This window comes from Micromonospora sp. SD19, from assembly GCF_054462275.1.
Map to the genome: position 1 here is coordinate 477,719 of NZ_JBTLMN010000002.1, position 13,158 is coordinate 490,876.

Sequence of the window (13,158 nt, forward strand, 5' to 3'; positions counted from 1 at the left end):
GTCGTTCTACTGATCCGGCGGGCCGGTGTCGGCTGAGAGGCTGAGCCGCGTCGACGACGGCACGGGGGATGCCGCCGACCACAATGGAGGAGAAATGATCGAACCGGTCTGGGGGCCCGTGCACCGGGACATCGTCGACCTGCTCGCCGACCACCCCGCGGACGTGCCGGCCGTGGTCGATCATTTGACCAAGCTGCAGGACATGCTGGTCCGGCTGCCACCGTTGGAGGCCAGTTGCCCGCTGGCCGACTTCAACAAGCTCTACCTGACGATCACCAGCAGCGTGTTGGACGGGCTGTACGACGACCGCTTCATCGACCCGGTCTTCCTCTCCCGGCTCGACGTCGAGTTCGCCGCCCGCTACTTCGACGCGATGCGGCTGTGGACCGACTCCAGCCCCGGCACCCCGAAGGCGTGGTCGTGCCTGTTCGAGCGGATGCGGGGGCCGGACGCCCGCCCGCTGCCCTCGGCGGCGGCCGGGGTGAACGCGCACATCAACTTCGACCTGCCGTTCGCCCTGGTGACCACGTTCGACCACCTGGAGTCGGAGCCGGTCGACGGCAGCGACCAGCACCACGACTACCTCGAGATCAACAACATCTTCGCGGACAAGATCCCCGGCCTGCGCCGTGGCTACCTGGAGCGGTGGCAGCTGCTCATCGACATGCTCAACGGTGACATCGACGACTGGTACCAGGGGGAACTGGTCGAGTACACGCGCGATGTCGCCTGGCGCAACGCGCAGAAGATCTGGCGGTGCCGGCACGACCCGCAGGCCCGCGAGTGTGAGCGCACGCGGTTGGACGACAACGCCGCGGCGCTCGGCCGGTTGCTGCTCTCGCCCCTCGGGGCGTTCCTGCAGTAGCCGGGACGGGGGGCTCCCGCGCTCCGCCCCGTGGGGGGCGGCGGAGCGCGGGAGCGCGTCCCACCAGTTCCACCCCGCGTGGCCACCCGAAATCGGGTCGGTCACGAGCGGGGACAGCCGGTCGGCCCGGGGGGTGTCGACCGTCTGCCACCGTCGGCCGGCCCGGGGGGTGTCGGCCGGCGGTGGGGGACCGCCGGGTGGGGGCGCGTCGACGGCGTGCGGATCCGGGGGTGTCGGCGGGCTCGGATCGGGTACGCCCGCGCCATGATTGTCCTGGCCCGGCGTCGGCCCGCCGCCCGCCCCCGGCCCGCGCGGCCCGGCCCGCTGCGGCCGGGCGGCCCGGTGTCGCGACCCACCGCGCGGCCCGGCGCCCGATGACCGGCGTCGCCACGCGATTTCCGTTCCGCTTCGATGCGGCGTTCCGGCCGATGCTGGCCCTGCTGGGGGTCCGTCCGGCGACGGCCTGGGTCGCCGTCAGCGAACGGGATCTGATGATCCGGTACGGGCCGTGGCGGCTGCGGACCGCCCGGGACAACGTCGTCGCCGTCGAGCTGAGCGGGCCGTACCGCTGGTGGCGGGCGATCGGCCCGCACCTGTCGCTGGCCGACGGCGGTGCGACCTTCGGCAGCAGTACGGCTGGCGGGATCTGTCTGCGCTTCGGCGTACCGGTGCCGGCGTTGCTGCCCGGCGGGCGGCTGCGGCACCCGGCGGCCACGGTGACCGTCACCGACCCACCCGCGCTGGCCCGGCTGCTCGCCGTCGCGGACCTGTCCTGAGCAGGCCGAACAGGTGGCCGGTTCCGCCGACCGGGCGCCGGGGCAGCGCCTACCGTCGGATCAGGACCTGTGAGGGTGGGACTGGCGATGGGTGACGAGCACCGGGCTAAACCACGACGCTGGAACGGACGCCGGCATACGCCGACCGGTCCGGACCCGGCACTGCGGGCGGCCCGCGATCCGGCCCGCCCGCACCGGGGCGGCCGGCAGGGTGTCGTGGTGCCCGAACGTGTGGCCACCCCGGCCCGCTCACTGTCGCCGACCAGCCCGTTGCGCCGGTGGCTCTTCCAGCACCAGGTGCAGCCGCCCGGCCCCGAGGCGATCGAGGGGCAGAGCCGTCGGCACGCCTGGTGGCAGGTGATGTGCCTGACCGGCGTGGACTACTTCTCCACGTTGTCGTACCTGCCGGGCATCGCGGCGGTGGCGGCCGGTGCGCTCTCCCCGTTGGCGACCCTGTTGATCGTCGCGCTCACTCTCTTCGGCATGCTGCCGATGTACCGGCGGGTGGCCCAGGAGAGCCCGCACGGTCAGGGTTCGGTGGCGATGCTGGAGCGGTTGTTGCCGTTCTGGCGGGGCAAGATCTTCGTCCTGGTGCTGCTCGGCTTCGTGGCCACCTCCTGGATCATCACGATCACCCTCTCCTCGGCCGACGCCACAGTGCACCTGTTGGAGAACCCGTACCTGCCGGACACGGTGCACGGGTCCCTGGTGCCGGTCGTGGTCACCGTGGTGCTGCTGCTGATCCTCGGCGGGGTGTTCCTGCTCGGATTCCGCGAGGCGGTGGTGGTGGCCATCCCGCTGGTCGCGGTCTTCCTGGTGCTCAACGCGGTGATCGTCGTGGTCGCGGTGGCCCGGATCGCCGCCGACCCGGGCATCGTGTCGGACTGGACGGCCGCGATCACCACGACCGGCGGGGGACCGGGCCACGTGCTGCTCACCGCGGTGCTGGCGTTCCCGCTGCTGGTGCTGGGGCTCTCCGGTTTCGAGACCGGGGTCAGCATGATGCCCCTGGTCGCGGCGGATGGTCCGGACCAGCAGGCCCGGCTCGCCGCCCGGATCCGCAACACGCGCCGACTGCTCACCACCGCCGCGTTGATCATGTCGGTGTACCTGATCTCGACGACCTTCGTGACCACGGCGCTCATCCCGAAGCAGGAGTTCGCGCCGGGCGGCGCCGCGAACGGGCGGGCGCTGGCCTTCCTGGCGCACACCTACCTGGGTGAGGTGTTCGGCAGTGTCTACGACGTGAGCAGTGTGCTCATCCTCTGGTTCGCCGGCGCGTCGGCCATGGCCGGCTTGATCAACATCGTGCCGCGCTACCTGCCGTCGTACGGGATGGCGCCGGAGTGGGCGCGGGCGGTGCGTCCCGTGGTGATCGTCTACACCGTCGTCAGCGTCGCCATCACGATCGCCTTCCGCGCCGACGTCAACGCCCAGGCCGGCGCGTACGCCACCGGGATCCTGGCGATGATGGTCTCCGGGGCGGTGGCGGTGACGATCTCCGCGGCCCGTCGCCACCGGCGCGCCTCGGCGATCGGCTTCACCGTGCTGACCCTGGTGCTGCTGTACGCGCTGCTGGAGAACGTCATCGAACAGCCGGACGGGATCACGATCTCCGCGCTGTTCATCCTCGGCATCATCGCGGTCTCATTGGTCTCCCGGGTCACCCGGACCACCGAGCTGCGGGCCGAGCGCATCGAGTTCGACGAACCGGCCCGTCGGTTCATCACCGAGTCGCTGGCGCACGACGGGCAGCTGCACCTGATCGCGAACAAGCGGCAGAAGGGTTCGGTGAAGGAGTACACGATCAAGGAGCGGGCGCAACGCGGGATGAACCCGGTGCCCGGCGCCGCGGACGTGCTGTTCCTGGAGATCGATGTGGTGGATCCGTCGGACTTCAGCCAGGTGCTGCGCGTCCACGGGATCGAGGTGGGCGGCTTCCGGGTGTTGCGGGCCAACAGTCCGGCCGCGCCCAACGCGATCGCCGCGATCCTGCTGGCCCTGCGGGACGCCACCGGGGTCCGGCCGCACGCGCACTTCGAGTGGTCGGAGGGGAGCCCGATCGCGCACCTGGCGCGCTACCTCATCCTGGGTCGGGGGGACACCCCGCCGGTGGTGCGGGAGATCATCCGACGCACCGAACGGGACCCGCTGCGCCGGCCCGGGATCCACGTCGGCGGGTGACGTCGATGCCGATTTGCCGGCATTGAAGATGAAAGAGGGCACTATTCACGTTCACACCTTCCTGTCCGTATTGCGGACCTATCGTGACGTTTGGTGGTCGGCGAGCATGTCGGGCCCTCCGCGCCCGGATCGGCGCGGTCACGTCAGGTAGGCAGGAAGGTAGGCACCGTTGATGTCCACGTACCGAGAGGGAGACCGCGCGAGTCGACCCAGACGGCGGTCCCGATGGTTCTTAGCCGGCGGTTTACTGGCGGGGAGCCTGGTCGTGGGCGTGGCCGGAGCGGCTGCCGCCGCCGACCGCGCCCTCACCCTCCCAGGTCTGGCCCGACTGACCCCGGCGGCTGACGACGACCGCCGCGACGGCGACCGGCGGGCGACGCAGCAGGACCAGGACGGCCCGGAACAGGACCGTCCGAGCACCCCGGGCACCGGCAAGCGGGGCGTCGTGTCGGTTCCCTGCGACGCCGCGAAGCTGGTCGCGGCGCTGGTGACCGCCAACGCCGAGGGCGGCGGCGAACTCCGGCTCGCGCCCAAGTGCCGCTACACTCTCACCGAGGCGTTCCACGAGACCGACCAGTACGACGGCGGAATCCGCGACGCCCGGGAGGCGGCCGACGCGGCGGAGACCCCCGGTGACGCCGAGGCGCCGCCGCACAACCCGGCCGATGACACCGCCGGACTGCCGGTGATCTACCAGGCCATCACGATCGACGGCGCCGGCGCCACCATCGCCCGCGACGCCCAGGCCGCCCCGTTCCGCTTCTTCACCGTCCGCGACGGCGGCGAGCTGACCCTGCGGGACATGGAACTGCACAACGGCCGCTCGGCCATCGAGGGTGGCAGTGTGCACGTGGTGCACGGCGCCACCGCCGTGGTGGAACGGGTCACCGTCTCGCAGAGCACCTCGCTGTCGCCCGAGGGCGGCGGTGGCGGCATCTTCAACGACGGCAACATGGTGGTCACCGACTCCACGTTCGTCGGCAACAGCGCATCGGGCGCCGCGGGCAAGGGCGGGGGCCTGCTCAACGGTGGTGTCCTGACGCTGAAGCGTTCCGAGTTCCACCGCAACAGCGCCAACGGCTACGGCGGCGGGCTCGGCAACTACCGGGGTGCCGCCGACGTGGAGAGCGTCTCCTTCACCCAGAACAGCGCCGCCCAGGGGGGCGGGCTGGCCAGCTTCTCGGCCCGCACGAAGGTCTCCGACACCGAGCTGCTCAACAACACCGCCCAGGTCGGCGGCGGCGCCGCCAACTCCGACGCGGTGCTGGTGATGCGCACGATGACCATCCGGGGCAACACGTCCACTGTCAACGGCGGCGGCATCTCGACGGTGAAGGGCCTGACGCCGCTCGACGACAGCGTGGTCGAGGGCAACACCACCCACGGCCTGGGTGCCGGCATCTACGCCGAGAAGGCGAATCTGCTGGTGCGGGGCAGCGACGTGGTCCGCAACGAGGCGGTCGGCGCGGCGTCCCAGGGTGGCGGCATCTACGCCAGCGCGGGCTCGGTGGCGATCTACACCAGCAAGGTCACCCACAACGCGTCGACGCTGAAGCCCGGTGGTGTCTTCGGCATGCACGCCCAGGTCAAGATCGACGATGAGAGCGTGGTCGTCGAGAACGAGCCGACCAACTGCGAGGGCAGCCAGGTGCCGATCGCGCACTGCTTCCGCTGAACGTCGACTCGCGCACCTCATCCCGAGAACGCGGACGAGCCGCCCCGGTGATCGGTCGGGGCGGCTCGCCCGTGCCCGCCCCGGTCAAACGCCGCCCGCGGGCGTCACCCCCGCCGCCCGTCGGCGTCACCCCATCGCACGTAGCCGGCCGGCGAGATCGCCGGCGAAGAAGTCGAGGAAGCCGTCCGGGTCGGGGCCGGCGTTCTGCAGCACGATGTGGTCGAAGCCGGCCTCGACGTACGACCGGACCTTGGCGACGTGCGGTTCCGGGTCCGGGCCGACGGCGAAGAGCTGCCGGATGTGCTTCTCCTCGACGTACGCGCTCGCCGCGTCGAAGTTGACCGGGTTCGGCAGCTCGCTCATCACCTTCCAGCCGGTCACCATCCACCGGCTCGTCTGCAACACCGCCTGCACCGCCTGTTGCTCGTCGGTGGCCCAGGCCACTGGCACCTCGGCGTAGCGCGGGCCGGCACCCTGCGCGCGTCGGTAGTGCTCGACGATCGACGCGTCCGCGTCGGTGGCGAACAGTCCGTCGCCCAACTCGGCGGCGAGCCGCGCCGACGCCTCACCGCTGGCCGCCACCGCGATCACGGGCAGGGTGTCCGGCAGATCGAAGACTCGGGCGTCCTCCAGGTGCAGGTGCCGTCCCTCGTACGACTGGTAGCCGCCCTGCCAGAGCAGCCGGATGATCTCCAGCGCCTCGCGTAGTCGCTCGTGTCGGCCCCGCACGCTGGGGAAGCCCTGCCCGACCACGTGCTCGTTGAGCCGCTCGCCTGCGCCCACGCCCAGGGTGAACCGGCCGTCGGAGATCAGTGCCATGGTCGCCGCGGCCTGGGCGATGATCGCCGGGTGGTAGCGGACGGTCGGGCAGGTGACACCGGTGGCCAGACGCAGGGTGCTGGTTCTGGCCGCGATGGCGCCGAGCACGCTCCAGGTGAAGGACGAGTGCCCCTGTGCGTCCAGCCAGGGGTGGAAGTGGTCGCTCATCTCGACGAAGTCGAAGCCGGCCCGCTCGGCCAGGACGGCCTGGCGGATGATCTCCTGCGGGCCGTACCCCTCCGAGGCCAACTTGTAGCCGATCTGCATGCCCGCACTCCCGATCCCGTTTCGCTGACTGAGGCATCGGCGGTTCCCGGCCCCGGCGCGGACAAACGCCACAGGCCGCAAACCAGCCTCCTAGGATGCCGTAGGCGGAGTGCGGTGGACGACGGCAGGTGCCAAGGACCGCCTCCAGCCACCGGACACCGTCACCGCACCAGCAGATCGATGACGCCCGTCAGGTCCTCCTCGCCACCGCCCTCCGCCAGGCGGCGGCGCATCAGGTCGAAGTAGGGGCTGAGCAGTTCGGGGCTGACGCCCTGCTGCTCGGCGGTGCTCAGAAAGGTCGGCGTGCCCGCCACCTGCATGGCGAGAGGGGAGACGACCCCCTTGGTGTAGTCCCCGCTGCGCAGCTGGTCGGCGGTCTGGTGAACCGCCGGGACCATCGCGACGAGCCAGTCGGCGAGCAGTGCGGCGAGCGCCGACGGGTCGATGTCCTCCCGGCGGATCAGGGCGAATGCGTGCGCGGCCCCGGCGAACATCCCGTACATGGCGCTGAGGAGAGCCACGTCGTGCAGGGCCGCGAAGCCCGCGTCCTCACCGACGTAGGTGGTGCCGACCGGAACGCCCAGCGTCTCCCGGTGCCGTTCGAACAGCGCTCGTGAGCCGCTGTAGAAGACGTAGCCGCCGGCCTCCGGGACGCCGACCATCGGTGGGACAGCCATAATTCCACCGTCCAGGTACCGCGCGCCGCGTCGGCGGGCCCACGCCGCGCGGGCGCGGGCCTGGGCAGGGGTGCTGGTGGTCAGGTTGACCAGATCCCGGCCGATCAGGTCCACGCCGGCCAGCACCTGGTCGACCGAGCTGTCGTCCAACAGGCAGACGACGACCAGGGTGCTTGCCGCGACCGCCTGTGCGGCGCTGCCCGCGACCCTTGCCCCTTCGGGCACGAGCGCTGCGGCGCGGGTCGGGGTGCGGTTCCAGACGGTGAGCGGGTAGCCGGCGACAAGCCAGGCTCGGGCAAGCGCGGTACCCATCGCGCCGAGTCCCAGCATCGTGACGGAGGGCTTCTCCACAGTGTTCGGTTCCATGCCGATTAGGCTGGTCACCGGCCCCCAGGTGATCAAGTACGCACATCGAGGTGCGTGGTTACCCGGGGGTGAGCGAGCACGTCGGAGGGGTGGGTATGGCGACGGTGAACCGGCCGGGCACCGCGGACGGACACGCCTGCGGTATCGACACCGCGATGGAGGTGATCGGCGGCAAGTGGAAGGTGCTGATCCTCTGGGCGCTCCACGAGCACCCCCTGCGTCGCTTCGGCGAGCTGCGTCGACTGCTTCCGGGGATCACGGAGAAGGTGCTGGCCTCTCACCTACGGGAGATGGAGGCGGACGGCATCGTACGCCGCGTCTCCTACGACGAGGTGCCGCCCCGCGTCGAGTACTCGTTGACCGAGGACGGCACGCGCCTCAACGACGCCCTCGAGCCGCTGGCCGCCTGGGGACGCGATCGGTCGACCGTTCGACGGCCGGGGGAGGAGGCGGGCTAGTGCTCCGGAGCGACCTCGCCGGAAACTGCACCGGCCCGCGCCCCACCGCCGGGGGGCACGGGCCGGTCTACGTCTGTTGCCTACTTGGAAGGCTCGGGCAGCTTGCAGTCGACCTTCGGGTTGGCGCCGATGTAGTTCAGCGGCCCGGCCACGATCGTGACCAGGATGGTGCCGGCCTCGGCGCAGTTGGTGTCGTCACCGCTGTAGTAGCCGCGCTGGCCAGCGGCGATGGCGCCGATCACCAACCAGATCACGACGATGACTCCGAGAATCGAGGTGCCGCGCATCGCTGCCTCCTGAGGTATGTGGTGGATCTGAGGTGCAGCGGTTGTACCCAATCGGGTCGCGCCGCTAACTGTTGCGTGCTAAGGCCGCCTGCGGCGGATCCTCCGTCCGGCCGATGCCGTCCGCCGATGCGTACCGCCCGGGCATCCGCCGCCCGCACCGGGTAGCGCCTGTCGGCTATCGGATCGACGACCGACCTCGCCGTGATCGGGCTGAGTGGACGTAGAACTGCCTCACGGCCCCGCCGAGGAGGACTCATGGACGCCCCGACACCGCCCCTGTACATCGACCGCCCCGAGGACGTCGCGGTCGCGGCCCGCGCGCTCGCCGGCGGCGCGATCGTCGCGGCGGCGTTCGCCAACTTCTACGTCATCGTCGCCCGCCCGGACGCGGCCACCGTGCGCCGGGTCAACCTGGCCAAGGGTCGACCGGCCCACCAGGTCGGCAGCATCACCACAGCGATCGGCCGGATCCCGGGGATGTTCGACTGGACGCGGATCTCGCCCCGGCTGCCGGTCGGTCGGGTGCGCGCGCTGATGGACGCCCTCTACGGGGCCGGACCGTTCGGCTTCCGCGGGCCGGCCGCCGACCGGCTCCCCGACCACCTCACCCAGGTCGACCAGGGGATGCGGACCACCCAGGTGATCGCACCGGGGCTGACCTGCCCGTCCAACGCCCTCTTCGAGCGGGCGCTCGCCGAGGCCGGCACGGATCACCTCTACATCACCTCGGCGAACCGGTCGCGGCACCTGACCGGCGCGGCTGAGGAACCGGCGCACTGGAAGGCGGGCGCCCTGGCCGCCGACTTCGCCCACCTCGACGATCTGGTGGTGCTCGTGCACCGGGACGAGGCCGCCGCCCGCGCCGCGTACCCGGGTTACCTCACCACCTCGGTCACCCTGCTCTCGTTCCACGCGCCGGAGGGTGACCTCGAAGAACCGCCGGTGCTCACGGTGGACCGGCACGGGTCGCTGCACCTGGACGACGTCCGCCGCGCCGCCGCGCCGCTGGGCCTGCAGGTGCGCCTGGCGGGCACCGCCCGGCAACGGTTGCAGGTCCGGGGGTACGCCGGGGCGCTGGTCTGAGCCGTTGCCGGCGATGCCCGCGGCCCGGCCGGCTTCAGTGCGGCGGTGACGGGGCCTCCGGTGGCTTGCCGTGACTGCGCCGGAAGTCCGCGTAGGCCACGCCGGCCAGCACCAGCAGCCCGCCGAGGGACGCGCAGGCCGGCGGCAGGTACAGCAGGGCGGGCGCGATGGTCAGCAGCGCCAGCACCCCACCGGGCCGGGACCAGGACACCCGGCTGAACACCTCGTACTCGAAACAGGCCCGGCCGGCCAGGAAGAGCGCCGGGCCGCCGAGGATCACCGCGAGCCAGGCCGGCGGCGTCCGCCCGGTCGGGTCGTGCAGCACCAGGTGGAAGCCGGATGCCGTGGTGACCACCCCGGCGATCATCAACAGATGGGTGTACGGCGCGCTGAACAGGAACTTGCTGGGGGAGCGGGCCGTCTGGATGGCGGTCGGCAGCAGTTCGCCGGACTTGTGCACGTAGATCCGCCAGAGCAGCAGCGTGGTCAGGAACGCCACAGCGAACGCGCCGATGTTCTCGGCCTCGGTGTGCTCCATGCTGGACATGGTGCCGATGGTCAGGATGGCGTCGCCGAGCGCGATGATGAAGAACTGCTGGTAGCGCTCGGAGAGATGTTCCGCGGTGACGTTGCGTTGCTGCTCCGGGACCACTCCCAGCCCCGGCACCGGGTACGCGAGCCGGAAGCCGAGGTAGTCGATGGCGAGCGCGGTGGCCCAGCAGGCGATCCGGGCGTCCTCGCTGACGAATGCGCCGATGAGCCACGGGATCGCCGACACCACGAACCACAGGAAGATGCGGGCCGCCCGCCGTTGGGTCTGTGGTTCGCGGCGTACCGCTGGCATCAGGAACAGTCCACGCCCCAGGTGGATCGCCACGTACGTGCCGGCGAAGACGATCCCTCGATTGTTGAACGCCTCCGGGATCGCCGTGGTCATCAGCAGCGCGCCGAACATCACGGCGCTGATCAGTAGCTTGATCTCGGTGCGTTCGGGGTTGTACATGTCGGTGACGAGCGTGGTGATCGCCCAGGTCCACCACACGGCGGCCAACATGATCAGCGCCTCGGCGGCGCGGTGCCAGTCGAGCTGGTCGACCAGTCCCCGCGAGATGAGCGCGAGCGCGACCACGTACACCAGGTCGAAGAAGAGTTCGAGGAGGGTGACCCGGCGCGGGCCCTCCGGGTCGCGCACCGGTGGACCGCTGGCCCGCGGTGACCCGGGTTCCGGCGCGGGGAGGTGCACGGGATTCTCCTGCGGAACCGCTCGACTCGATGGACCTGTGGGTCCGCCTCAACGGACGGTAACGAGCGGGCGAGGGCACTGGCGCGCGTTCGCCCGCCCGTCCCCCGACCGGGTTGTGTCGGGCGGCTAGCCCGCCTGCGGGGATGTCGACGGCTTCTCGCCGCCGCGGGGGGCGGCGAGGGCGTCGACCAGGCGGCGGGCCGAGCCGGCCAGGTTCCATCGTTGGGCGAGCTCGAGCAGCCGGTCCGGGTCGGCCGGCGCGGTCGGCAGTGCGGTGGGCAGCTGCGGCAGTGGCACGTCCAGGGCGACCCGGACCACTGTCGGCGCGACGCCCAGGTAGTCGCGTGCCGCGACCAGCTTGGCGCGCAGGCCGGGCGCGAAGGACGAGTCGGAGTCGTCGAGCGCGGCCAGGATGCCGGCGATGCTGCCGTAGCGCTCGATCAGTCGGGCGGCGGTCTTCTCGCCGACGCCGGCCACTCCGGGCAGCCCGTCGCTCGGGTCGCCGCGCAGCGCGGCGAAGTCGGCGTACCGGTCGGCCGGTACGCCGTAGCGGGCCCGCACCGCGGCGTCGTCGCAGTCGTCGAGTTTGGCCACGCCGCGCCCGACGTAGAGCAGCCGGACCTCTCGGGCGTCGTCGACGAGCTGGAACAGGTCCCGGTCTCCGGAGACCACCTCGACCGGGCCGGGTTGGGTCACCGAGAGGGTGCCGAGCACGTCGTCGGCCTCGTAGCCGGTGGCGCCGACCGCGGTGATGCCCACCGCGGCGAGGACCTCCAGGATCATCGGGACCTGCGGGGAGAGGGTGTCCGGAACGATCTCGCCGCCCTGCGGGGCGACCCGGTGCGCCTTGTACGACGGCAGCAGGTCGACGCGCCACGCCGGGCGCCAGTCGTGGTCCAGGGCGCAGACCATCCGGTCGGCGCCGCGCACCCGGATCAGGGTGGCGAGCATGTCGAGGAAGCCGCGTACCGCGTTGACCGGGGTGCCGTCCTCGGCCTTGGCGGCGGACTCCGGAATGCCGAAGTAGGCCCGGAAGTAGAGGCTGGCTGCGTCGATCAGCAGGATCGGGGGTCGGTGTGCCACGCCGGACAGCCTGGCACAACCCTCTGACGATCGGGGGTACGCCCGGCCGTCGGTGGGGTCAGCGGCGCTCGTCGGGCTGGTAGACGGTCTCGCGGCGGGCCAGGTGCTGCACGATGTAGCTGGTCACCAGCAGCAGGATCGCGACCACCACCTCGACCCAGGCGGCGACGCCGTCGGCGACGGTGAGGCCGATGATCAGCAGGACCAGGCCGACGAGGGCGAGGACGCCGGCCCAGAGTTGGCGGCGGCGGCGTGTCGCGGCCTGGCTCGCCTGGTTCGCTGCCATGTCGGTCCTCCCGGTCGGGGAGTCCGGGCGGCTCCCCGCTTCCAGGCTAGGGGTCGCGGTGGCGTTCGATGAGGGAAACCGACGCGCGGGGGCGTGCCGGCACCCGGCCGTCGCCGAGCAGTCCGTTCCAATCCGGAACGGACTATAGTCGAGGCGGAACCAATGGAGGTGGACGGTGCGGCGGGAGGATCTTGCCGATGCGGACTGCGGCATCGCGCAGGCGCTGGGCGTGCTGGGGGACTGGTGGACCTTCCTCATCGTTCGCGACGTCGCCGGTGGCACGACCCGCTTCGACGGGCTCCAACGGGAGTTGGGCGTCAGCCGGCGGGCGCTGACCGAACGCCTCGCCGCGCTGGTCGAGCACGGTGTGCTGGAACGCAGACCGTATTCGGACCACCCGCCCCGCTACGACTATCTGCTCACCGCGCGGGGCGAGGGCCTGTTGCCGGTGCTGATCGCCATGCAGGACTGGGGGACGAGGTATCTCATGGGTGACGGTGATCTGACCGCTACCGCCGACGCCGGCTCGGCCGAGGCGCGCCGGGCACATGATCTGGTCGGCCGGCGGCTGCCCGAGATCGCCCTGCCCGCCGCCGACGGGCAGCCGGTCGCGCTGGCCGCGACGGGGGCGTGGAGCGTCCTCTACCTGTTCCCGGGGGCGTACGCGCCGGGGACGCACGGCTACCCGCTCGGCTGGGCGGAGATTCCCGGTGCCCGGGGGTGCACGCTGGAGTCGACCACCTACGCCAGGCGTCACCCGGACTTCCAGGCCGCCGGGGTGCGGGTGTACGGCGTCAGCACCCAGCGGCCCGACCAGCTCGCCGCCTTCGCCGCGTACGCCGAGCTGCCGTTTCCACTGCTGTCCGATGAGGATGGTCGGCTGGCGGCGGGGCTGCTGCTGCCGGTGTTCCGGGCGGGCGGGGTGAACCGGTTCAAGCGACTGACGTTGCTGGTCGACCCGACGGCGGTGGTGCGGGCGGTGCAGTTCCCGGTCACCGACCCGGCCGGCTCGGTGCAGGAGATGCTGACAGTGGTCCGTGAGCTCGCCGGGGCCCCCGACTGACGCGGTGGCGTCGATCGGGAGCCCCG

General features: G+C 71.6%; 13 protein-coding genes. 7 read left to right on the forward strand and 6 right to left on the reverse strand.

The window, feature by feature from the left end; all coding sequences use genetic code 11:
• Window positions 1-94 precede the first annotated feature (94 nt).
• The 4 genes from ACX27O_RS09335 (at window position 95) to ACX27O_RS09350 (ending at window position 5,500) form a co-directional block, all read left to right on the forward strand.
• On the forward strand, window positions 95-865 hold the full coding sequence (locus ACX27O_RS09335) for a DUF5995 family protein (protein ID WP_030327568.1): 771 nt from the start codon (window positions 95-97) through the stop codon (window positions 863-865).
• A gap of 374 nt (window positions 866-1,239) precedes the next feature.
• The gene (locus ACX27O_RS09340; protein ID WP_030327569.1) at window positions 1,240-1,641 is read left to right on the forward strand and encodes a hypothetical protein; all 402 of its coding nucleotides are present in this window, start codon (window positions 1,240-1,242) and stop codon (window positions 1,639-1,641) included.
• A gap of 87 nt (window positions 1,642-1,728) precedes the next feature.
• Window positions 1,729-3,825 carry an APC family permease gene (locus tag ACX27O_RS09345; protein ID WP_167337258.1) on the forward strand — a complete coding sequence of 699 codons (2,097 nt, stop codon included), beginning with the start codon at window positions 1,729-1,731 and terminating at the stop codon, window positions 3,823-3,825.
• Between the two features lie 172 nt (window positions 3,826-3,997).
• Complete coding sequence (locus tag ACX27O_RS09350; RefSeq protein ID WP_030327572.1) at window positions 3,998-5,500, forward strand: right-handed parallel beta-helix repeat-containing protein; 1,503 nt, start codon at window positions 3,998-4,000, stop codon at window positions 5,498-5,500.
• Window positions 5,501-5,626: 126 nt separating this feature from the next.
• Here the strand turns inward: ACX27O_RS09350 and ACX27O_RS09355 are convergent, their stop codons facing one another.
• Window positions 5,627-6,586: a TIGR03557 family F420-dependent LLM class oxidoreductase gene (locus tag ACX27O_RS09355; RefSeq protein ID WP_030327573.1), complete on the reverse strand. Its 960-nt coding sequence runs from the start codon at window positions 6,584-6,586 to the stop codon at window positions 5,627-5,629.
• A 161-nt stretch (window positions 6,587-6,747) separates the two neighbouring features.
• Window positions 6,748-7,629 carry an NAD(P)-dependent oxidoreductase gene (locus ACX27O_RS09360; protein ID WP_210859618.1) on the reverse strand — a complete coding sequence of 294 codons (882 nt, stop codon included), beginning with the start codon at window positions 7,627-7,629 and terminating at the stop codon, window positions 6,748-6,750.
• A 95-nt stretch (window positions 7,630-7,724) separates the two neighbouring features.
• Here ACX27O_RS09360 and ACX27O_RS09365 point away from each other — a divergent pair, with 95 nt between their 5' ends.
• On the forward strand, window positions 7,725-8,087 hold the full coding sequence (locus tag ACX27O_RS09365; RefSeq protein WP_210859619.1) for a winged helix-turn-helix transcriptional regulator: 363 nt from the start codon (window positions 7,725-7,727) through the stop codon (window positions 8,085-8,087).
• Window positions 8,088-8,167: 80 nt separating this feature from the next.
• Here ACX27O_RS09365 and ACX27O_RS09370 read toward each other — a convergent pair whose 3' ends face one another.
• Complete coding sequence (locus ACX27O_RS09370; protein ID WP_030327576.1) at window positions 8,168-8,374, reverse strand: hypothetical protein; 207 nt, start codon at window positions 8,372-8,374, stop codon at window positions 8,168-8,170.
• 255 nt (window positions 8,375-8,629) lie between these two features.
• Here ACX27O_RS09370 and ACX27O_RS09375 point away from each other — a divergent pair, with 255 nt between their 5' ends.
• Window positions 8,630-9,457 carry a hypothetical protein gene (locus ACX27O_RS09375; protein WP_458939268.1) on the forward strand — a complete coding sequence of 276 codons (828 nt, stop codon included), beginning with the start codon at window positions 8,630-8,632 and terminating at the stop codon, window positions 9,455-9,457.
• A gap of 34 nt (window positions 9,458-9,491) precedes the next feature.
• On the opposite strand, the gene ACX27O_RS09380 is transcribed toward ACX27O_RS09375, so the two are convergent.
• The 3 genes from ACX27O_RS09380 to ACX27O_RS09390 form a co-directional block, all read right to left on the reverse strand.
• Entirely contained in the window at window positions 9,492-10,649 is a 1,158-nt protein-coding gene (locus ACX27O_RS09380) for a low temperature requirement protein A (RefSeq protein ID WP_030327579.1), read from the reverse strand.
• Between the two features lie 177 nt (window positions 10,650-10,826).
• A complete protein-coding gene (locus ACX27O_RS09385; protein ID WP_210866111.1) occupies window positions 10,827-11,783 on the reverse strand; it encodes a 5'-3' exonuclease in 957 nt (318 codons plus the stop codon).
• Window positions 11,784-11,841: 58 nt separating this feature from the next.
• Entirely contained in the window at window positions 11,842-12,069 is a 228-nt protein-coding gene (locus ACX27O_RS09390) for a hypothetical protein (RefSeq protein WP_030327581.1), read from the reverse strand.
• Between the two features lie 175 nt (window positions 12,070-12,244).
• Here ACX27O_RS09390 and ACX27O_RS09395 point away from each other — a divergent pair, with 175 nt between their 5' ends.
• Entirely contained in the window at window positions 12,245-13,132 is an 888-nt protein-coding gene (locus ACX27O_RS09395; RefSeq protein WP_458939269.1) for a winged helix-turn-helix transcriptional regulator, read from the forward strand.
• The last annotated feature ends 26 nt before the right edge of the window (window positions 13,133-13,158 follow it).